The 17,177-nt window shown below is 58.5% G+C and carries 19 protein-coding genes and 1 pseudogene; 4 read left to right on the top strand and 16 right to left on the bottom strand.

What is annotated here, in order from left to right; genetic code table 11:
* Positions 1 to 246 (top strand): hypothetical protein (locus tag ACXAIC_RS20845; protein WP_475184818.1); only part of this gene is annotated, 246 nt, incomplete at its 5' end.
* A 127-nt stretch (positions 247 to 373) separates the two neighbouring features.
* Here ACXAIC_RS20845 and ACXAIC_RS20840 read toward each other — a convergent pair.
* Positions 374 to 856 carry a hypothetical protein gene (locus ACXAIC_RS20840; RefSeq protein ID WP_475184814.1) on the bottom strand — a complete coding sequence of 161 codons (483 nt, stop codon included), beginning with the start codon at positions 854 to 856 and terminating at the stop codon, positions 374 to 376.
* Positions 857 to 1,112: 256 nt separating this feature from the next.
* Positions 1,113 to 2,150 carry a hypothetical protein gene (locus ACXAIC_RS20835; RefSeq protein ID WP_475184810.1) on the bottom strand — a complete coding sequence of 346 codons (1,038 nt, stop codon included), beginning with the start codon at positions 2,148 to 2,150 and terminating at the stop codon, positions 1,113 to 1,115.
* Positions 2,151 to 2,595: 445 nt separating this feature from the next.
* Here ACXAIC_RS20835 and ACXAIC_RS20830 point away from each other — a divergent pair, with 445 nt between their 5' ends.
* Complete coding sequence (locus ACXAIC_RS20830; protein WP_475184808.1) at positions 2,596 to 3,546, top strand: metallophosphoesterase; 951 nt, start codon at positions 2,596 to 2,598, stop codon at positions 3,544 to 3,546.
* Between the two features lie 320 nt (positions 3,547 to 3,866).
* Here ACXAIC_RS20830 and ACXAIC_RS20825 read toward each other — a convergent pair whose 3' ends face one another.
* The 14 genes and pseudogenes from ACXAIC_RS20825 to ACXAIC_RS20760 form a co-directional block, all read right to left on the bottom strand.
* Positions 3,867 to 4,385 (bottom strand): hypothetical protein, encoded by a 519-nt coding sequence (locus ACXAIC_RS20825; RefSeq protein ID WP_475184805.1) that lies wholly within the window; start codon positions 4,383 to 4,385, stop codon positions 3,867 to 3,869.
* A 526-nt stretch (positions 4,386 to 4,911) separates the two neighbouring features.
* Positions 4,912 to 5,874 (bottom strand): hypothetical protein, encoded by a 963-nt coding sequence (locus ACXAIC_RS20820; protein ID WP_475184803.1) that lies wholly within the window; start codon positions 5,872 to 5,874, stop codon positions 4,912 to 4,914.
* A 252-nt stretch (positions 5,875 to 6,126) separates the two neighbouring features.
* A complete protein-coding gene (locus ACXAIC_RS20815) occupies positions 6,127 to 6,969 on the bottom strand; it encodes a hypothetical protein (protein WP_475184799.1) in 843 nt (280 codons plus the stop codon).
* Positions 6,969 to 7,283, bottom strand: coding sequence for a Bbp19 family protein (locus ACXAIC_RS20810; protein ID WP_475184797.1), 315 nt, complete (start codon positions 7,281 to 7,283; stop codon positions 6,969 to 6,971). The genes ACXAIC_RS20815 and ACXAIC_RS20810 overlap by 1 nt, the downstream gene beginning before the upstream one ends.
* Complete coding sequence (locus ACXAIC_RS20805) at positions 7,264 to 8,976, bottom strand: portal protein (RefSeq protein WP_475184795.1); 1,713 nt, start codon at positions 8,974 to 8,976, stop codon at positions 7,264 to 7,266. Before ACXAIC_RS20805 ends, ACXAIC_RS20810 begins: the two co-directional genes overlap by 20 nt.
* A 3-nt stretch (positions 8,977 to 8,979) precedes the next feature.
* Positions 8,980 to 9,204, bottom strand: a complete 225-nt coding sequence (locus ACXAIC_RS20800; RefSeq protein WP_475184793.1) for a hypothetical protein — start codon at positions 9,202 to 9,204, stop codon at positions 8,980 to 8,982.
* A gap of 480 nt (positions 9,205 to 9,684) precedes the next feature.
* Positions 9,685 to 9,810, bottom strand: a pseudogene (locus tag ACXAIC_RS20795) (LysE family translocator); the annotation flags it as partial.
* Positions 9,811 to 9,818: 8 nt separating this feature from the next.
* Entirely contained in the window at positions 9,819 to 10,313 is a 495-nt protein-coding gene (locus tag ACXAIC_RS20790; RefSeq protein WP_475184789.1) for a hypothetical protein, read from the bottom strand.
* Positions 10,314 to 10,327: 14 nt separating this feature from the next.
* Complete coding sequence (locus ACXAIC_RS20785) at positions 10,328 to 11,908, bottom strand: hypothetical protein (RefSeq protein WP_475184787.1); 1,581 nt, start codon at positions 11,906 to 11,908, stop codon at positions 10,328 to 10,330.
* Complete coding sequence (locus ACXAIC_RS20780; RefSeq protein ID WP_475184782.1) at positions 11,880 to 12,362, bottom strand: hypothetical protein; 483 nt, start codon at positions 12,360 to 12,362, stop codon at positions 11,880 to 11,882. The genes ACXAIC_RS20785 and ACXAIC_RS20780 overlap by 29 nt, the downstream gene beginning before the upstream one ends.
* Positions 12,363 to 12,703: 341 nt before the next feature.
* A complete protein-coding gene (locus ACXAIC_RS20775; protein ID WP_475184778.1) occupies positions 12,704 to 14,029 on the bottom strand; it encodes a hypothetical protein in 1,326 nt (441 codons plus the stop codon).
* A gap of 68 nt (positions 14,030 to 14,097) precedes the next feature.
* Positions 14,098 to 14,478 carry a DUF6362 family protein gene (locus tag ACXAIC_RS20770; protein WP_475184773.1) on the bottom strand — a complete coding sequence of 127 codons (381 nt, stop codon included), beginning with the start codon at positions 14,476 to 14,478 and terminating at the stop codon, positions 14,098 to 14,100.
* Positions 14,479 to 14,574: 96 nt separating this feature from the next.
* Complete coding sequence (locus ACXAIC_RS20765) at positions 14,575 to 14,733, bottom strand: hypothetical protein (protein WP_475184772.1); 159 nt, start codon at positions 14,731 to 14,733, stop codon at positions 14,575 to 14,577.
* 159 nt (positions 14,734 to 14,892) lie between these two features.
* Positions 14,893 to 15,309 carry a hypothetical protein gene (locus ACXAIC_RS20760; protein ID WP_475184771.1) on the bottom strand — a complete coding sequence of 139 codons (417 nt, stop codon included), beginning with the start codon at positions 15,307 to 15,309 and terminating at the stop codon, positions 14,893 to 14,895.
* 573 nt (positions 15,310 to 15,882) lie between these two features.
* Between ACXAIC_RS20760 and ACXAIC_RS20755 the strand changes: the two genes are divergently transcribed.
* Both ACXAIC_RS20755 and ACXAIC_RS20750 read left to right on the top strand, forming a co-directional pair.
* Positions 15,883 to 16,602, top strand: coding sequence for a LexA family protein (locus ACXAIC_RS20755; protein ID WP_475184767.1), 720 nt, complete (start codon positions 15,883 to 15,885; stop codon positions 16,600 to 16,602).
* 99 nt (positions 16,603 to 16,701) lie between these two features.
* Positions 16,702 to 17,022 carry a hypothetical protein gene (locus ACXAIC_RS20750; RefSeq protein WP_475184764.1) on the top strand — a complete coding sequence of 107 codons (321 nt, stop codon included), beginning with the start codon at positions 16,702 to 16,704 and terminating at the stop codon, positions 17,020 to 17,022.
* Positions 17,023 to 17,177 lie beyond the last annotated feature (155 nt).

The raw sequence follows: 17,177 nt of genomic DNA, 5'->3' as shown, positions 1-17,177 counted from the left end.
TGTGATATTCTCAAAATCCGCCATGTCGTTTGTCCTGCTATTTCTCTTCGAGCGCGCCGCGTTTACTTGAAGTCAGAATGTTTCAGATTTCGCGTTCGAGGCGCAGCCGAGAGACAGGGAAATCTGAAGCCGTTTAAACGCGATTTGCCGCAAAAGAGGTTCATGAGTTGTTCCAAGTCTGCTGGCACCGCCCGTCTGATGACCAACAACAATCTTGACCGCATTCAGAAGCATGACCTTCTCTGACCTGCGCATGCTTCCCGATAGATCAGACATTTCTTCTTCGCAAAGGCGCTTGCTCTATTGCAGTAGATCGAATTTATGTCTTTAATCATCAGATCAGTTGCGAGTTATTTTCCATTTTTCTTGGACGTCATGACTCATCTTCCCGAAACAAATTGAAATCAAGATTCTCCTCAATAAAGTCAACGCACTCCCTGGATTCGAGAGAACTGAACACTCCCTCAAGAACGTTAATCGCAGCCGTTTCCCCAAAATTGAACAGACGAAAGTCACTCGCCGGATGGTCTGTTTTCATGCAGTACCATTCGTAAAAAGCATAAAAGAGTTGAATGGCTCCAACCGGAGCATCTAGCCATTCCGGGTCGGTGTCGTCGCAAGAGCCTCCAAGAGAGTCCTTCACTTTTTCCCACGCGCTCAATTTGGTCAGGATGTATCGGGTTTCCTCATGCCTCAGAAGAAGTGCAGCAAACTCTTGAACCTGCGCGACAGGGATCTCCAGTTTCCACACATCAAGACCATCCCGATGAAGGTAGTCATAGGCCTCATCACCGCCTTTTTCGAAATAGTCCTGTAACTCGTCCCACCAGTCAGTAATATCGTCAAAATCCGCCATGTGCCGCCTCGTGTTGCACTGCGCATTTGTTCATGAAACGTTCCTGCCAGCAACCAGAAAATGCACTCCCTCCGTTTCACTCCGAAGGCTTTTCCCGGCTTCTGAGATCTGAAGCCGCCCCGTCCAGATCAAGCCCCGCCAGCAGCCCTGCCAGCAGCCCCGCCCCCGGGGCCGCGTTCGTGCAAGGCACCGGTCAGCGCGGCAGATCAAGCCGCACATGCGGTCCGGGGGGCAGGACCTGGCCGTCAGACCCGGATCAGATATTCACCTTCAGGCAGGCCAGCTTCACATTCTTGCGGGTGTATTTGCGCGTCCAGTTGGCCGCACTGCGCAGTTCCGCCAGGCTGGCGCCTTGCGATTTGGCCAGCGAGGCCCCGGTGAAATCCATGCCGGCCGGGTGGATCATTTCAAACCGGCGGGTGGTCAGGTAATCCGCCCCGCCGCCATCGCCAATATCCGGGTCCCGGGTGATCTCCGTGCCCTCATTGCCATAGATCGTTTCCCGGTTCGGCACTTCGTCAATATGCATGAAGGCCCCCGGCGCGAACAGGAAGCAGGAATATTCCTGCGAATTCGTGCCATCGCTCACCGGCATCTTTTCCGAATGAAGCACCATCATGCCCGCATAGTAAGGCACTTCGAACGGGGCTTCCGAAGGCTTCTTGAACTCGATCTTTTCATCGTCCAGAAGCGTGCCATAGACGAAGCTGTGCATGGCAATGACCCGCAAGTCATCCAGATTTTCACCCATGGTCAGCCGCGCCCGGTTGATCGCCTGGTAGCTGATCCGGTTGGCCGCAGTCGGGGAGGCCACGTCCGAATAGACGGAAAACACCATGTCGCTGTTATTGTTGGCCACATTGCCCGCAATCACGCCCTCGGCAGTGCCGATGATACGCTCTTCCTTGCGCCGGCCCCAATAGGCGCTGATGCGCTCGGCAACCCGGTTCATGGCACTGTCGCCCCGGCCGGTGGCCGCATAGCTGGCCACGGTCTTGGCGCCGTATTTTTTCGCCAGCCGGTGCTTGTAGGCCCGCATGTCGCTGGCGGTGATCTTGCTTGTGGCGATCTTGTTGTCGCTGTCGTCGATCACGGTCGGTTCCGTGTCATCAAGGTCTTCCCAGTAGGGCACCTCGATCTGGTTGCCGCCCGCCTTGAAGCGCTTGGCGATCTCCGGTGCCGGAGCGGCCAGAATGCCGGATTTTTCCAGCATCACCAGTTTGGCCGGCTTGTTTTCCGCCATGTAAGGCGTGAACACGCGCGGCACCACAATGTCAGAAATCTGTGACGTCATAGAGTTGTCCATGTTTGGAGTTTGAAAGATCCGGCCTGACAAGGCCGGCTTGCGGGCTTCAAGGTCTGCCGCGTCGGCCGTCTGGGCGCCCCTTTGCGCTGAAATCCTCAATTTCAGGCAGCAAAGGGCCCTCCGGCCCCATTTGGCAGGCGCTGAGGCCCGGTGTCGCCACGCCCCTGGGCGTATCGCGTTGCGAACGGTTCAAACCGTCTTGTCTTTTGCGGCAACCCCTGATGTCAGGCAGCAAAAGACACATCCGATGAAACGCGATGTGCCCAGGGACCGTGGGAAAACCCCAGGAGGGCCCGAGGCTGATCCGCTCAAAGCTGAGCAGAGCGCCCTGAAACACTCCTGAAAATCTGCAAAAATACGTCTCGCTTCAGCCCCGTTTCCCGGTACGACTGTCCCGTACCGATTTGGAAGGGAACGAAAGGAACCCCGTGCGATGATCACCCGCCGCTTTGTGTTGAAAGGGCTTGCAGCCGCCTGTCTGGGCGCCGCAAGCCTGCCCGCCTATGCGGTTGGCATCGAACCGTTCCGGCTGCGCACCCAACGCTATTTTCTGACCCCGCCCCGGTGGCCGGAGGGGCTGTCACTGACCGCCGCCCTGATCGCCGACCCCCATGTGTGTGATCCCTGGATGGGGCTGGAGCGGCTACGCTTCATTGTGGAACGCACCAACGCCCTCAACCCCGATATCGTCTTGATGCTGGGCGACTATGAGCCCGGCCACAGGTTCCGCACCGGGTCCATTCACTCAAAGGACTGGGCGCCGGTTTTCGCCGGTTTCACAGCCCCGCTCGGCACCCATGCCATTCTGGGCAATCATGACTGGTGGCACGACCTCACGGTGCAGCGCACCGGCAAAGGCCTGCCCTTGGCCGGCAAGGCCCTTATCGAGGCCGGGATCACGCTGTATCAGAACCGTGCCGTCCGGTTGCAAAAAGATGGCCAGCCCTTCTGGCTGGCCGGGCTGGATGATCAGATCGCCCTCGTTCCGAACAAGCAGGCCAACCGCCCCAGATGGCAGGGCAAGGACGATCTGCCGGGCACCCTGGCCCAGGTCACCGATGACGCGCCCGTGCTGCTCATGGCCCATGAACCCAGGATTTTCCGCAAAGTCCCCGAGCGGGTCAGCCTGACCGTGTGCGGGCATACCCATGGCGGACAGATCAATTTTTTCGGCTACAAACCGGTCAGCGGCACCACGCTTGGCAAGGCCCGCAATTACGGCCATATCCAGTCCCGGAGCCCGCTGCGGGGCGTGGCCGGGTCCGGCCAGCCACCGGGCGAAAGGCACCTGATCATTTCCGGTGGCCTGGGCTGCTCGATCCTGCCGCTCCGCTTCGGCGTCCCGCCCGAAATCACCCTTGTGCATCTGGGGTCGGCGGCATAGCGCAATTCCCCCGGCCACTCTCCCTTTCCCCAGGATGCTGGCAGGATGCGGGGCGGCAGCCAACGCCCCTAGTCATACCAATCGCAATTGATGATGAGCTATTTGATGTCCCAATTGCGTTCAACGGCTAGGTGCATCGCGCGACCCGGTCTGGTTGACCGGATAAGCGGTGCAACGATGTCCGTTGGGCGCAATTGGGTCACCGGAGGCCGGGCTTGGAGGGTCTTCGGACGTTGTCACACGTCTGGCCCGATACCCCGTATCGACCTGCGACGCACTCCTAGCCGAAGACCCTCAAAGCCCGGTCAAATAGGTCATCATCAATTGTGATTGGTATCAGCCTCGCAAAACGCTTTGAAAAACGCCAGAGGCTCCTTCAGGCTTGGCTTCGACATCAGCTCTGCCAGCGGTGCAACATAGCCCTTGTCGAGCGCCATCTTTGCGCAGTCGGCCGCCCCACCGCCGGTCATGCACGCATTCATGTCGCGCAACGCCGCGTCTCCAAAATGCACCAGGGTGACCGGGTTCTGCCGCAAGGCTTCAAAAAGGCCCGAATACATGTCTCTGTAGTCTGGCGTGTCCTGATAGGAATGGATGAACAGGAAATAAAGGCGCTCTGCATAAACGATCCCCGAGACATCCTCCCCATCGGCAGAATGGCCTCCGACGACCCCCATCGCGAAATTCAGCAGCAGCGGCCGGTTCTCCGGATCGAGAACCGATCCCCACTCCCGCTCACTCGGGCACTGTTCCCGGCCCTCCTCCTCAGACCCAAAGGCAGGGTGAAGCGCAGCGAGCACCACCCCCAAAGCAACAAGACCCGTTCGCAGCCCCTTCATCGGTGACACCTTTCCCGGCACTTGAAATGTTCGCTTTACGTTCTCATTATACCCCTGCAAAAACAACCAGAATATGTCACAACCTGTTTTAATCGCATAAGTCGGCCCTTGTCAGAAGAAGGGCGGCGCCAAGATGCTCCCCTCTTCTTCCAGGCACGCCTCGCAGCAAAGAGGTGCTGCAGGATTCCTTCAATCGTGCCAAAAGGAACTGCCATGCTGACATTTTTGACCGGATCTGCCTTGTCTTCTGAGAAGGCTGATTGTGCGCGCTGTGGTGTTTCCCAAAACACGTGCGATCTAACGATGTCAGCGGGCAAAGGAGACTGGCCCGCCCCTGCGCGGCGGCCGGGATGACAAAGGGGGAACGGCCCGCTTCAGACGTCAACCAGCCGCCCAATCTGCCGCCTCGACCGGCAAACCCGGCAGCCACAATCCCGAAGGACCGCCCACACGCTTTTTTCTCAAGATAGGCCCCCACCCGGAACAAGGGGCCATCAGCCTTCAAAAGCCACGGCCCCCACCGCCCTCACGCAAACCCAAACAATTCCGGATCCCGTCCAGCAGCCCGGATCATCCGCTTTGCCAGCACAGGATTCTCCTCGATAAGCCTTGCTTGCTGTTTGAGGTCAGATGTTTCGAGATCGAAGGGGTTAGCCCCTTTCATCGCCCGGTCTCGCTGAGGTTTCGGAGATGGCACAGGTACTTTTGAAGTGTCCAAGAGACGCGGGTCAAGTAGGCGTTCATCATCTTCGAAATCAGGAGCGACCAAAGGCACTGACATATCCTTCAAAGAATGCCCTGTGATCATTCCCCCGGGCAATCCAGATCGATCCGGCTTAGGTCTGGGTGCATCCGGCCACGCGGTCAAGTCTGGAATCTTAAACATATTGGCGCGTGCTTTTTCAAGAGTGTCGAACTTTTCTGGCAGCGTCTCTCCAATGTCTCCGAAAGTTGGCCCCACACGCAGATTTTCATAGGCGAGCTGATCTTCCGTTTTGTCAGCAAACTCGCTCAAAGCTCTTGTCGGCCCGACTCTTTCGAGCAAGTCGGACATTTGCCGCGAATAAGTTCGCCAGGTCTCGCCCCCAACTTTTTCTGCGACTGTCCCCGGCGCGCCCCCGTTGTTCTCATCCGTTCTATTTTCAAGCCCTGGTCTTCCCGCGTTGACAATGCTGTAAGCATCAACTTCGCTCATTCCAGGCAACCAACCCCGATCAACCAAATAGTCTGCGCTCGACTTTACTTTTTCGGAAATGCTAGAATCTTTCGTGTATCCGTATCTTTGGCGTTGAGGCTCCCCCATCTGAATTAAGCCAATGTGCCTCCCCCATTGTGTTTTCGGCCCCTTTTTCCACGGATCGAGTGTCCCCGCTGTCTCATAAGCCATTATTGTCAAGAGCGTTTTCGGCGGCATGCCAATGCGGTCGGCTTCTTTTCTAACTGCAAACAAAAGTTCATACAGCTGCCACATGCTCAGTTGAATTTCCATAGATGTTCCTTTTCAGATTTTTGGTGGGATTGTTCGTCGGAGCGGCCAGCTCTACTGACACAATTCTGACGCTTACTCGGAACGCACAATGAAAAATGAAGAACTTTTCTCTTCAGACCAAAGAAGGCCAAAATATTCGCTCGCTTTCCTGATTTGGAAAAATTTTCCGACCCCAACCCCAATCAGCTGCATTGCCTGCAGACCAGAAGACGATTACTTGAAAGCAAAATGTCGAAACGTTTCGGCTACAACCTAAACCCGGAACAACCCGGGGTCCCGGCCGGCGGCCAGGATCATCTGGCGGGCGCGGGCCGGGTTGCGGTCGAGAAGCTCCGATTGCTGCTGCAGATCGAGACTGCCCGGCGCGAACGGGTTGCCGCCGCCGCCGTCGTCGCCAAGGCCCGCAAAGCCGTCTTCGGCAAAGGCCCGGTCGTGGATGAAACTCAACAGCTTCACCGCCACCGGGTCCACCACCTGCTGCAGCCCGTTCCGGTCGGCCCGGCTCAGCGCGCCTTTGCCCGCAAACCAGTCGGCCAGGTCGATCCCGGCAGATTTCAGGCCGGTCAAAGCCCGGTCCGCCCGGGCGACCGCGTTCTGGTAGCCGTCGCTTTCCGGGGGGCCGAATTCCTGCACCAGTTCCCGGTGAGCGGTCTCTGCCGCCTGCTGCTGGATCCGGGCAGCGCCTGCCGCGCTGTCTTCCTGGGCGGAGAACTCCTGCGCCATCTTGCCCACCCATTTGTCATGCAGCGCCTGCGCTGCGGCGGGGTGCAGGCCCGCTTCCTCGAACCAGCCGCTCGCCTCCTGGGCAAAGGCCTGATCATAGGGGAAATTCTCCGGCAGGCTGTCCGGCAGGCTGAAACGGTAGCCGCCCTTGGGCGTCCAGCTTTTGGAGATTTCGGCATAAAAGGCCGCCCTGTCCTCCTCGCTTGCCTCCTGGCCCGGCACCTGAAGCGCCTGCGTCAAGTCGCCGTCAAGCGTCGGCTCGGCTTCCGTCCCGTTGAAAGACCCGTCAAAGGCTTGGTCTGCCCCCTGTGCCGGGGAGCTGTCACCAGTGGCCATGTCATCGCCGGACCCGGCATTGGAAAACGCGTTCATCACAATCCCTCGTCAGTGCCCAGATCGGGCAGGGTTTCCAGCCGCGCGGCTTCCTGCAGCGCGGTATGTTCTTCCGGTGAAATGCGGATCATGGACAAGATGCGGGCAAACAAGGCCTTGCGCCCGTCCAGATAGCCGCTCTCGCGGGGGGCGAGATCCACCGGGGCGGCCTGGTAGATCCCGCATTCCGCAGCCAGATCCGCCAGAACCACCTCCCCCTCCGGGCATAAAAAAACGGACCTGTAGGCCCGTTCGATGGCGGCTGTCCTGTCCGCCCGCAGCCGGGCGGTCCGCTTAAGCGAGCGCCAGAGCATCCAGGCCGCCTCCCTCTTCGTTCAGGGTTTTCAGGAGCGGGGCGCCGTCCTTGGCCATGCGGGCCAGGCTTTCGCCTGCCGCCATCTGCTCCTGCTGGGCCGCGGCCTCCTCCTTCTGCTGGCGCAGGGCCTCCACCTCTTCCGGCCGCCGTTTCAGCTTGGCCGGCAATCCAAGAGAGCGCCGGGTCAGGTCGTATTCCTCCACCCGGTCGTGCAGATCCAGGATCGCCGGATCTGCCTGCCCCGCAATGCCCAGATATTCCTGGAAGCCCATGATCGCCTCAAAATGCCCGGCCTCGCGCATCTGGTCGATGGGCGCGGTCGAAGTCAGCGTCACATCATTTTCCGCAACGCTCTGGGGCGGCTCCAGGGGCGAGCCTTTGGCAAAGGCGCCCCGGCGGCCCAGAATACCGATCTCCCGCTCAAACAGAGTTTCATTGCCCGCCATGATGTTGGTGGAGAACGGCCCGATCATGTCGGCCATTTCCTGGCGGCGGATATTGACTTCCGTCGCCGTGCGGCCATTGCCGTCCAGAAGCGTCTGCCACAGGTCGCCATAAAGACCGACCCGCAGTTTCTCGCGGATGTTCTCAATTTGGCTATCCGCCGCGCCCGGGTTCACCGTTTCCAGCATGGGCCGGAACAGGGGCCGGCCCTGCTCGTCGATCAGCCCCGGATTGGTGCGGCCGGGATTGAGATCCAGCTGCCGTTCCTGCCGGTGGGTGGCGATCGGCGGCCGCACCGCCTGGGAGCTTGCGATCAAACCGTCCCGGGCGAGACTCTGCAGGCTCTTGATGTCGCTCATCAGCTTGGCCTGGGGCGGCGAGCCATAGGGCGACAGGCCGTCCCGGTCCCAGCGGCTGATCACCAGCGGATATTCAAAATAGCCGCCTTTGCGGCAGATATGGCGGCTTTCCTCTTCAAAATGGATGCTTTCATAGCGCGACTTGCGAATGTCAGCCGCCTCGTCATAACCGCCCTCGCGCAGGAAGCAGGCATGGACAAATCGGTGCTCGGCGGTCTTGCGCACCGGGTCAGCCGCATCCTCTTTCACCCGGGCCGAAACCGCGCTGCCATATTCCTTCACCGCCTGCCAGGCTTTCAGCGTGCGCACCCGGAAAAAGCCGCAGTCATTGCCCTGCGCATCCACGATCAGATAGACCTCGTAAAGCGGCACATAGCGGTAATGGACCGGGGTGCGGATATCGACGAGATTGCTCTCGTTCTCGATGGGAAACAGCACACCGGTGCCCAGCTTGATGGTGGACAGGAGCCGGGACCGGTTGGCCAGCGCAAAGCCGGACCGGCCCGCATAGCGCACCCGGAACAGGTGATCACGCACCAGCTCGAAAAACTCCTCGTCTTCCTGGCTGGGCGGCGGGGCGAACGGGTCTCCAAAGGCAACCCCATGCCAGTTGAAGCCTTCCGGCATGGTCAGGGAGCCAACACCGGAGGCCAGCCGGTCAAGCAGCCAGACTGCGGTCGGGTCATAAAGCTTGCGCGAGCGTTCGCGCGCCGCCGAGCGCCGGTAGACGCTCATGCCGTCCGGCGCGCAAATGCCCCCCGGCCGGTTGAAGGACCGCTCCATGTCCGGCGCGGTATAGGTGACATAGTCCTGCCAGTCGGTTTCATACCAGAGCCGCTCGGACTTCGCGCCCTGCAGCTCCTGGGCCAGATCCTCAACAATCCCCATGCCTTATGCCCGTCCCAGCAAGGTGACACCGGGCCGCGACGCGCTGCCATAGTTGGAAACGCCCAACGGACTGGTCTGGGTCGTGGCCCGGGTGCTATAGGCGGCCGCCCGGCGGCGCCGGTCATTTTCCTGCAGGTTCTTGGCCTGCCGCTGCGGGTCCGGGTCGCGCGGCGCCGGCGGTGTCGGTTCCGGGTCCTGCTGCTTGGAAGCCCCTCCGAATAGGCACATGCTTGTTTCCTTTCCTGAAATTATCCAAAAGGCCAGCCAGCGCACAGGCCGTCCCGCCGGTCCGTTTGCGGAACGCCCGGCAGCACCTTTTCACCTGACTGATTTTCGATGAGATTACGCGCTCTGCCGCGTGGTAGCGGCCCCATGTCCGGACGCGGGCACAGATCCGCAAAAGCCCTTTGAGCGTGCCACGGTCATCCGGTTTTAAACTGCCTGGTCTTTTGCGTTGAAATCGCTGATGTCAGGCGACGAAAGACAAACCCGATGAAACGCGATGTGCTCTGAAAGAGCCTTCCGGGCAAAGCCGCATTTGTCCAATGTAATGTGATGAGGTCTGTTTTAGCCCCGTTTTGACGAACCGTCCATGCGAGCGGAATGTCTTGAACAGGGGCTCAGACAGGCTGCAGGTGTTTTTTGTAAGATGTCAATGCTTTGCGGACACGGTCCGTTGCGCGCAATGGCTTGAAAATACAGTCTTTGTCATCTTTCCTGCAAGGCCAGGCGGGCACTGAGCGCGCAATAGATGCCGCCAGCAACCTTGCCCTGCCACTTGGCCACAGCCTTGAGCCTGCGTAAAAAATCCCCCAAACGCCCGGCACCGCCAGCAAGCCCTGTCAGGTTAGAAGGCTCTTCGGAATATCGCAAGGCGGCATCCCGTTTCCCGGCCGCACCCACGCATAGACAAAAAAATCCTCCCCGCCCCGGCCATAGGCGCGCAGCTTGCCTTCCCGTTGTCCGCCAAAGCCTTCAATCCAGCCATGGGCAATATCGTGATCGCTTTTGGCGATCACCTGCAACCGGCGGCACTCTCGCTCAACAATCGGCCGGATATCGTTGAGATGCCGGGTCATCAGCGGCACGCAGCGCTTGAACCGGTCCGTGCCGAAAGCCCAGGCCTGCCAATGATCCGGGTCGAAGGCTGACGCCCGGCTGAACCCATAGGCTGCTGCCGGCTGGCCCTCATACCAGACCGCCCAGGCCATACCGGGAACGGCGGTTTCCAGCGCGCAGATCCCAAGCGCCCGGGTGTCCCAGGTCTCCCAGAGACAGGCAATTTCCTGGAAATCCTGTGCCCGTAAATTCGCGGCAATATAGCTGGCATCGCGCACGGTCAGGTCCCGGATCAGAAGCCGTCGAGCGGATCGTCCAGCGCCGCCGAGCGGCTCCGCCGGTCCTGTTTCATCACCTGTCTGACCGTTGCCTTGTCTTTCCATCCCAATGCCTCAACAATTGCGTCCGCCTCATCCGGGGACGCCCCGAGACGGTCCTTGATCTCTTCCTTGCTCTCAATCAGGATCTTGCCGCCCTTCAGCTTCCAGCGATGGGCCGTCAACTGCGCCTTCACGGCTGCGGAGCGTTTGATGGCCAGCCCCTGACCGCTTGTGGGGTGCAGTGCCTCGCGCAAGCGCCAGTAGAGCTGGGCGCGCAGGTTGTAAAAGGGAATGCGGCTGTCCTTCGCCGTTTCCCCGGACTGGGCCGAGAACACGCATTTTTCCACCGGGATGCTGTTTTCACGGCTCAAGAACCCGACTGTGTCACCACCCCAGCCGCCGGTGCAGTCCACCACAATCAGCGCATTGTCCCGCCGTTCGCGGACGATCAGCGCGCCCACATCCGCCCCGTCCCGCGTGTCGGTTCCCTTGCGGATCACGGCCGCTTCAAAACGGCAGCCATGCAGGGGTTGCAGCACCGTCTTGTCCTTGCCGCCCTGGGCCACATCAACGGCCAGAACGTCCATGGGCTTGCCCGCATCAACTCCCTCGTCATAGCGTTTGAAGGCAGCATCCACCCATTCGGACGGGATGACCTGCCAGTCATGATCCTGACGTGCAGCCTGAAAGTCGCCGGTCCGAAGGGCCGTGCGCATGGGCTCCGGCATCTGGTCCAGCTGGGCGTCATAATCTTCGCCGAGATAGCGGTTGTCCCCGCGACGGGCGGGAATGAAGGTCCGGCTTTTCGGAGTGCGCAGCTCCCCTTCCACCTCCACCGGCTCCGGCCCGTCCACCCAGACGGTGCGCACCGTATCACCGTCGTCAATAAACACGGCCCAGAGCAGTTCTCCGGGTTTCACGGTTCCGAAGAGCGGATGCAGAGGGTCGAGCCAGGGAGCAAACCATTCAATCAGGTAATCCCCTTGCCCGCCCAGCGGCGGATTGGTGGCAATCAGCCCCCGGCAGCGCTGTCCCGGCCGGGTGGTGCGCAGCCAACCCAGCACGAACAGGATCTTGCGCGGGTCCATCTGTGCGCCTTCATCAAAGGCTTTCAGATCATGATCCCGCCCCTGCCAGTCTTCTTCCGATCCCGGCAAACCCAAATGGCCGAACTCGATCATACGTTCTTCAGGCCCGGTCCAGCGCGGCGGATTTCCGGTGATCTTGCCCATCCCCGCCCGGCGCATCAGCGTGTTCATGCGCTCAATCAGGCCTTTCAGGGACTTCAGCGACTGGCGGAAGATCACCGCCTTGTGGTGGGCGAACAGGGCCAGGCCCGCAATCAGGTCAGTTTTGCCTCCACCAGCCGCCCCGCCATAGAGCGTCAGATCCGCTTGGGAAAAATACCCCTCCGTCTGCGGCCCCCTCTGCGGCTGCCAGATGTCGAACTGGGTCAGAACCCCCGTCTCATCCAGCTGTTTTTGCAAGGCAACCCGGTCAGGAGCCGCCATCTTGTCAATATGGTCAATCAGCGTCTGAAGTGCTGTCGTCATTCCCTTTGATGCCCTCACCCGTCAACAATGCCATCACCCCCAGCGCGATTTCCGCGGAGCTGCGCGGCTTGAAGGTCTCGATCCTGGCCGCATCTTCCGGGCCGCCCAGCACAGTCCAGATCTCGGCCTCGGACCGCTCCCGCCAGCCCGCCCTGTTCCTCATGGTGAGCGACCAGGCGCTGGCGTTGAATTTCGCCAGCTCGCCGCGCACGCCCTCCTTGCCGATCCGCTCCCATTCCAGAAGCCCCTTGCGCGCCGCTACCTCCAGTTTGTCCGGAGGAAAATCCTCGGGAAATTGCTCCGCGTGGTAGCGGATGGTTCTCCGGTCGGCCGCCGGAAAACTCTCGATCGAAAACCCTTCGGCAATGTGGGCGCACAGATCCCGGCAGATCTTCTGCCGTTCAGCCGGTGTTGACCACAGGAGCGGATCCGCCTTCTCATCAGTTTCAGACATGGTCAGTCTTTCCCGTTCCATATAAAACCGGCGCTCTGTATCAATTGAGATTTGTATTCACCGGTCGGATTAAAAATAAAATCAGTGAAATAAGCCTGCCCGATGTGAATGGGCGCAGGCTTTGCTTTCGGGGTGGCATAAAAAACACCCCAAAACTTGGCGCTCTAAAGCGCCTTGCAGTCCTGTGGCCGCAAACCATTTTTCGTTTGCGTTGACTTCTTTGATTTCAGTCAGAGAAAGGACAACCCGTTGAAATGCCGCACGTTTTCGAGGGAACGCTTCAAGGTTGGCATACGGTCAGCGTGGCACACGGTTCCGGGAAAGAATTGGCAGCCCGTAGACTATTGGGTCTGCTCGTCCGCTTCTTCAGAACGGTAGTCCTTGGGATCAAACCAGTAAGACGGCTCATCCAGAGGCGTCAGCGCGCTCAGGTTTGGATTTGCAATCGTAAAGACCTTTCGCTGGTCCAGCCTGGCACGCATAACGGCCTCCAGATGATACTTCCGGAAGTGCGCTTCGAATGTTCCGTCCGCAATCATCAGTTTGAGGCCGTTCTCAATCTGCCGGGCAAGTTCCGGATATTGCGGACTGACAAAAAAATAGACCGGCAGGGGCACGAACAGGCACAAGGTCTGCTCGACCACCAGATCTCCCCGGCCCCGGTCATAATCCCCGATTTCGTTGAAAATCTCGAACACACCCCGACCGAATGTAACAATCCGCCCAAGGCGCAACATCTCATAGAGAGAGCCAAGCCCTTCGGCCGTGATCACACGAAACCCGGATGTCTGTAGGGCCTCCGTACTGGCCCATTGCAAGCCGGAGCCGGTCGGCAGTTGCTTCAGTTGCTCAAGCGTTTCGACAGCGGCCAGCGTGTCTGCGTCCTTCTTGTTGATGGCAAACAGGCGGTAGCCCTGCAGCCCCTTGTGCAAAGGGATGCGGATCGTGATCAGCTTCTCTTCCCATCCGGCAGTCGGCGCGTGCGAGACAACCTGAAGATTTTCCCCCTTAATCAGCTCTTGCAGCATCCGCTTGCGTGAAAAATCCGTCTTTGCATAGACCAGATGAGCAGTTACCCCGACCTTGTCGAGCGCCATGACAAGAGTCTCTTCAATGAAACGGCGGTGACCGGCATGATAATAAGCGGGATCACGCACTATAATCTCTACGTCATCTGCAAATGCCATCGCTTGCAAACAAGACAGAAATTGCAAGCATATTGCAAAAATGAAAGTTTTGACAGCCAAGAATTTACAATTCACCGTAAGACCAACTATAAATTGTGGAAGCTTACCTAAATGATACCACAACAAGTTCCAGATAATCCGCTTTTTTACCAATCGGAATTTTAACGAAAAAACAATCAAGAAGACAAGGGATACCCCGCCCCACCCTGACAACAACCGGAAAGCGGGCCAATCTGCTCTCAAGCCGCCAAACCGGAACAAGCTGTCCTGCCAGACGCCGCCGCACAATTGGCACCAGCTTCCGCAAGTTGCAAGGGCCCAGATTACTGTGATGACGCCCGTTCTAGCCGCCTTTTGAGGAACCGTCCAGAAAACGGGACCGTCTGAAACCGTTCCCAAGACCCAAAATTCCGTTAACCTGCTGACATAAAATATTTTTCTCAGCCGGTAAATTGAGCGCACCGCATCAAGATTTGCCAAAGCCGCCGCCGATCCCGGCTGCGCTGGCAAACCAGCGCAGCCGGGTCATATGTTAAATTGAAAAACGCTCAAGTAGCCAGCGTCCGCCCGGCCAGTCTCTTCAGAACCACCTTGTTCCGGCTCGTCACTGTGCTGCGCTTCCAGCCATATGTCTCGCAAATCCGGCTGAACTTGCCGCCACCAGCCTTGCACATCACCTCAAACTGCAAGGCCCGGCGCGCATCGGCATCATCGATCAGCGTGAACCAGGTCAGCGCCTCTTCAGCCTCCGAAATGCGCCGGGGCGGAAAAACACGTGTGCGCCTAGCAATCTTGCGCCGGTAATCCGGCCAGGCAGCCAGAACCGATTTCGGCCCGTCCCCCTTGCCAGTCACAGCAATGACTTCAAAAGCTTCGACCAGACGCCCCATCACAGCATCCGGATCTTCAGGTATCCGGGACGATCCCATGTCAAAGCACCTCCAAGCCAACTGTTGAGATCGAAGGGGTAAAAACCCCCCTCTCATTCCAGCCTGAAAATATGCCTTGCAGGGCCCCTTTACCCTTTAGCCCTGTGCCGCATCCCGGGCTTCCAGAAACCCCTGCTCCCAGAAGAAGAAATAATCGACTTCCCGAGGATAAGGATTGTCGCGTTGCGATTTCCCTTCCCGGTACGCCTCCCCCCCACGTTCGAAAGCGTGGACCTGCGCCTTTGTCTGATACATGTTCTAGCCCCCAACCGGCCCATGCTTTGTTGCATGTGTCACCGTCTTTCAAGGCCCACCTCGACCAAAATCTGACGCAAGATCCAGATTCCAGTTTCAAGGCCAGCACTCGCAAAATATTAGCAAAAATACCTATCTTATCTTTCTTTACGATTAACATCACGCCACCATACTTGGTAATTTTGACGATAATGACCGATCCAGTTCGTAAGACAGAAGGACAGCCAGCGTCAGTGTCGGCGCGCCTGGATTGATATCCTTGGCGCAGATCAGCATCCCGCCCAGATCGATCTGGTCAAACCGGCTGACAAAATCCGCCTCGGCAACAAGACCCGGCTTGTTGCGAACCAGCCAGGACACGGCTGTCAGAACCGGCGCAGACCAGTTGCCCCTGTTCTGCGGCGTATTGATCAGACCAAAGACCAGCCGCAGATGCTCCGGACCATGCTTGCCCAATAGCTGCTGACAGGTCTTGCGGGCCTTGCAGTGATGACGCCCCTCCAGACGCCTGGCAGACGAGATGAAGTGCACTCCGAATTCCGCCGCAATTCTGTCTACGTGACCGCCGGAAGCCATCACTCTACCCCCTTTCCCGCATCCCCGCTTTTCTGCAAGGCGGCAAAGGCCGCCTCAGCCCGGTCCCGAGGCTTCAAACGCAAAAGTTCATGTTTTGTTCCTATTGTTTTTCCAGCGGCTTTACGCGCAGACCCGCACCCCGGTTGCGGCTTGCAAGCAGAGTCCCCGCGCGAGTTTACCCCCTTAGAAGGCACCACCGCCCCCACTTGGGACTTCAAACTGCGCAACTCCAATGTCAGCAAGCGGTTGCGCGCCTTTTCCAGGGCAAAATCATCTTCCAGACGTGCATTCGGCCGCTCTGCCCGCAACCGGCACCGCTCCACCCTGTCCCGGGCCTCTTCCATCTGCTCCTTAAAGTCCCTCACCATTTGCTCCCATTCCAGATCCGCAGACCCTTGTCCGTACCTAGCCCGGATGCGCCGAATCCTCTCAGGCCACCTCTTCCTCGCATTGCCGACTCCTCTTTTGCAATTTTAGATCGCAGAAAACGTACGTATATAACGTACACTTGTCAACGCAATACTCATACGGTATGAATCGCGTCTCTTTTAGCGAACAGACGGCACACCCTGGATGACCGGAACCTCTCTTCACGAAAAACTTCAGCACCTGAAGGACCGGTCCGGCCTGTCACTGCGGGCCATCGCCCGGGAAATGGGTTACTCCCAAGCCTCGTCGATCCAGCGGTATTTCTCGGCCAGTTATCCGGACGCAGGCCTGCCAGCAAACTTCATCAGCAAGCTACTGACCGTTCTACCGGGCAAAGGAAACCCGGCCATCACGCGCGAGGATGTGCTCGCCTTGGCAGACGGAGCTGTTGCGGAGATCCAGAAAAAAGTGCCTCAAATCCCCAAAAACGGCGTTCCGATTGTCGGAGAAGTTGCCGCAGGCCTGTGGATGGAAGCAGCTCTATTTGAAGCGGAAAATGCTTTAGAATCAACAATTTCATATGATATCCGCTTCCCCGCACAAGCCCAGTATGTGGTCAAGGTCCGCGGAGAATCCCTCAACCGGATTGCAGCCAATGGCGACCTGCTTCTCTGCGTTGACTATCTGGCCGCAGGCATTGAATTGAAAGAAAACGATCTGGTCCTGGTTGAGAGGTCCCGGGACGATGGCATGACGATTGAACGCACAGCCAAACGCCTCATCAAGCTGAACGGACAGTCCGAGCTGATGCCGGAATCCAGTGACCCCCGGTTTCAGGATACGATCCTTTACCGGGAAGGAGATGCCAACCACACAGAGGTCAAGATCAAGGCCAAGATTGTCATGGTCTTCAAACCTCTCTAACCCCCACAAGAACGAACGCATACGCTCCACACGCCGCACTTGATTTGTACGCTTATTGCGTATATTTTATGGAGGTGATGTCATAGGAGGCGCGCAGAAATGCAACTGGGTTTGGACAGGTCATTTTTCACAATTGTCTGCGAACTGAATGGATGTCTCTACACGCTGGAACGCGATCTCACGGACATGACGCCCGCCGCCGTGGAGAAGGATCTGCGCTCCGGACAATTTGACAACCTGCACGCCATTTTGGAATTCAATCCCGCAGAAGGCTGGTGCAATGACGTGACTGAAGATTTCCTTCTCAGACTGGACAGCTCCCCTTGCCCAAACGCCGCGCAAGAGATGAACTGGTCCGACTACCGGTCCGAACGGCTCGATCCGCAACGGGCCGGGGTAGAAGCACGCACCGCCGCCTGAGTGGCAAGATACTGTTGACAGAAGACCGGAAGATCCACGCCCCCGTGCAACAACCCGTCCTCAGGCGCTGCGAATACCTCCCACACAAGGAGAAACAAAAAAATCCTCTCCACAAGCAGCTCAATTGAAAGAAAAATCTCTAACTTAATGAGCTC

The organism is Roseibium sp. AWQ4_254 (assembly GCF_056161025.1).
The sequence above is the reverse complement of the archived record's forward strand: the minus strand, read 5'-3'. Positions and strand labels throughout refer to the sequence as shown.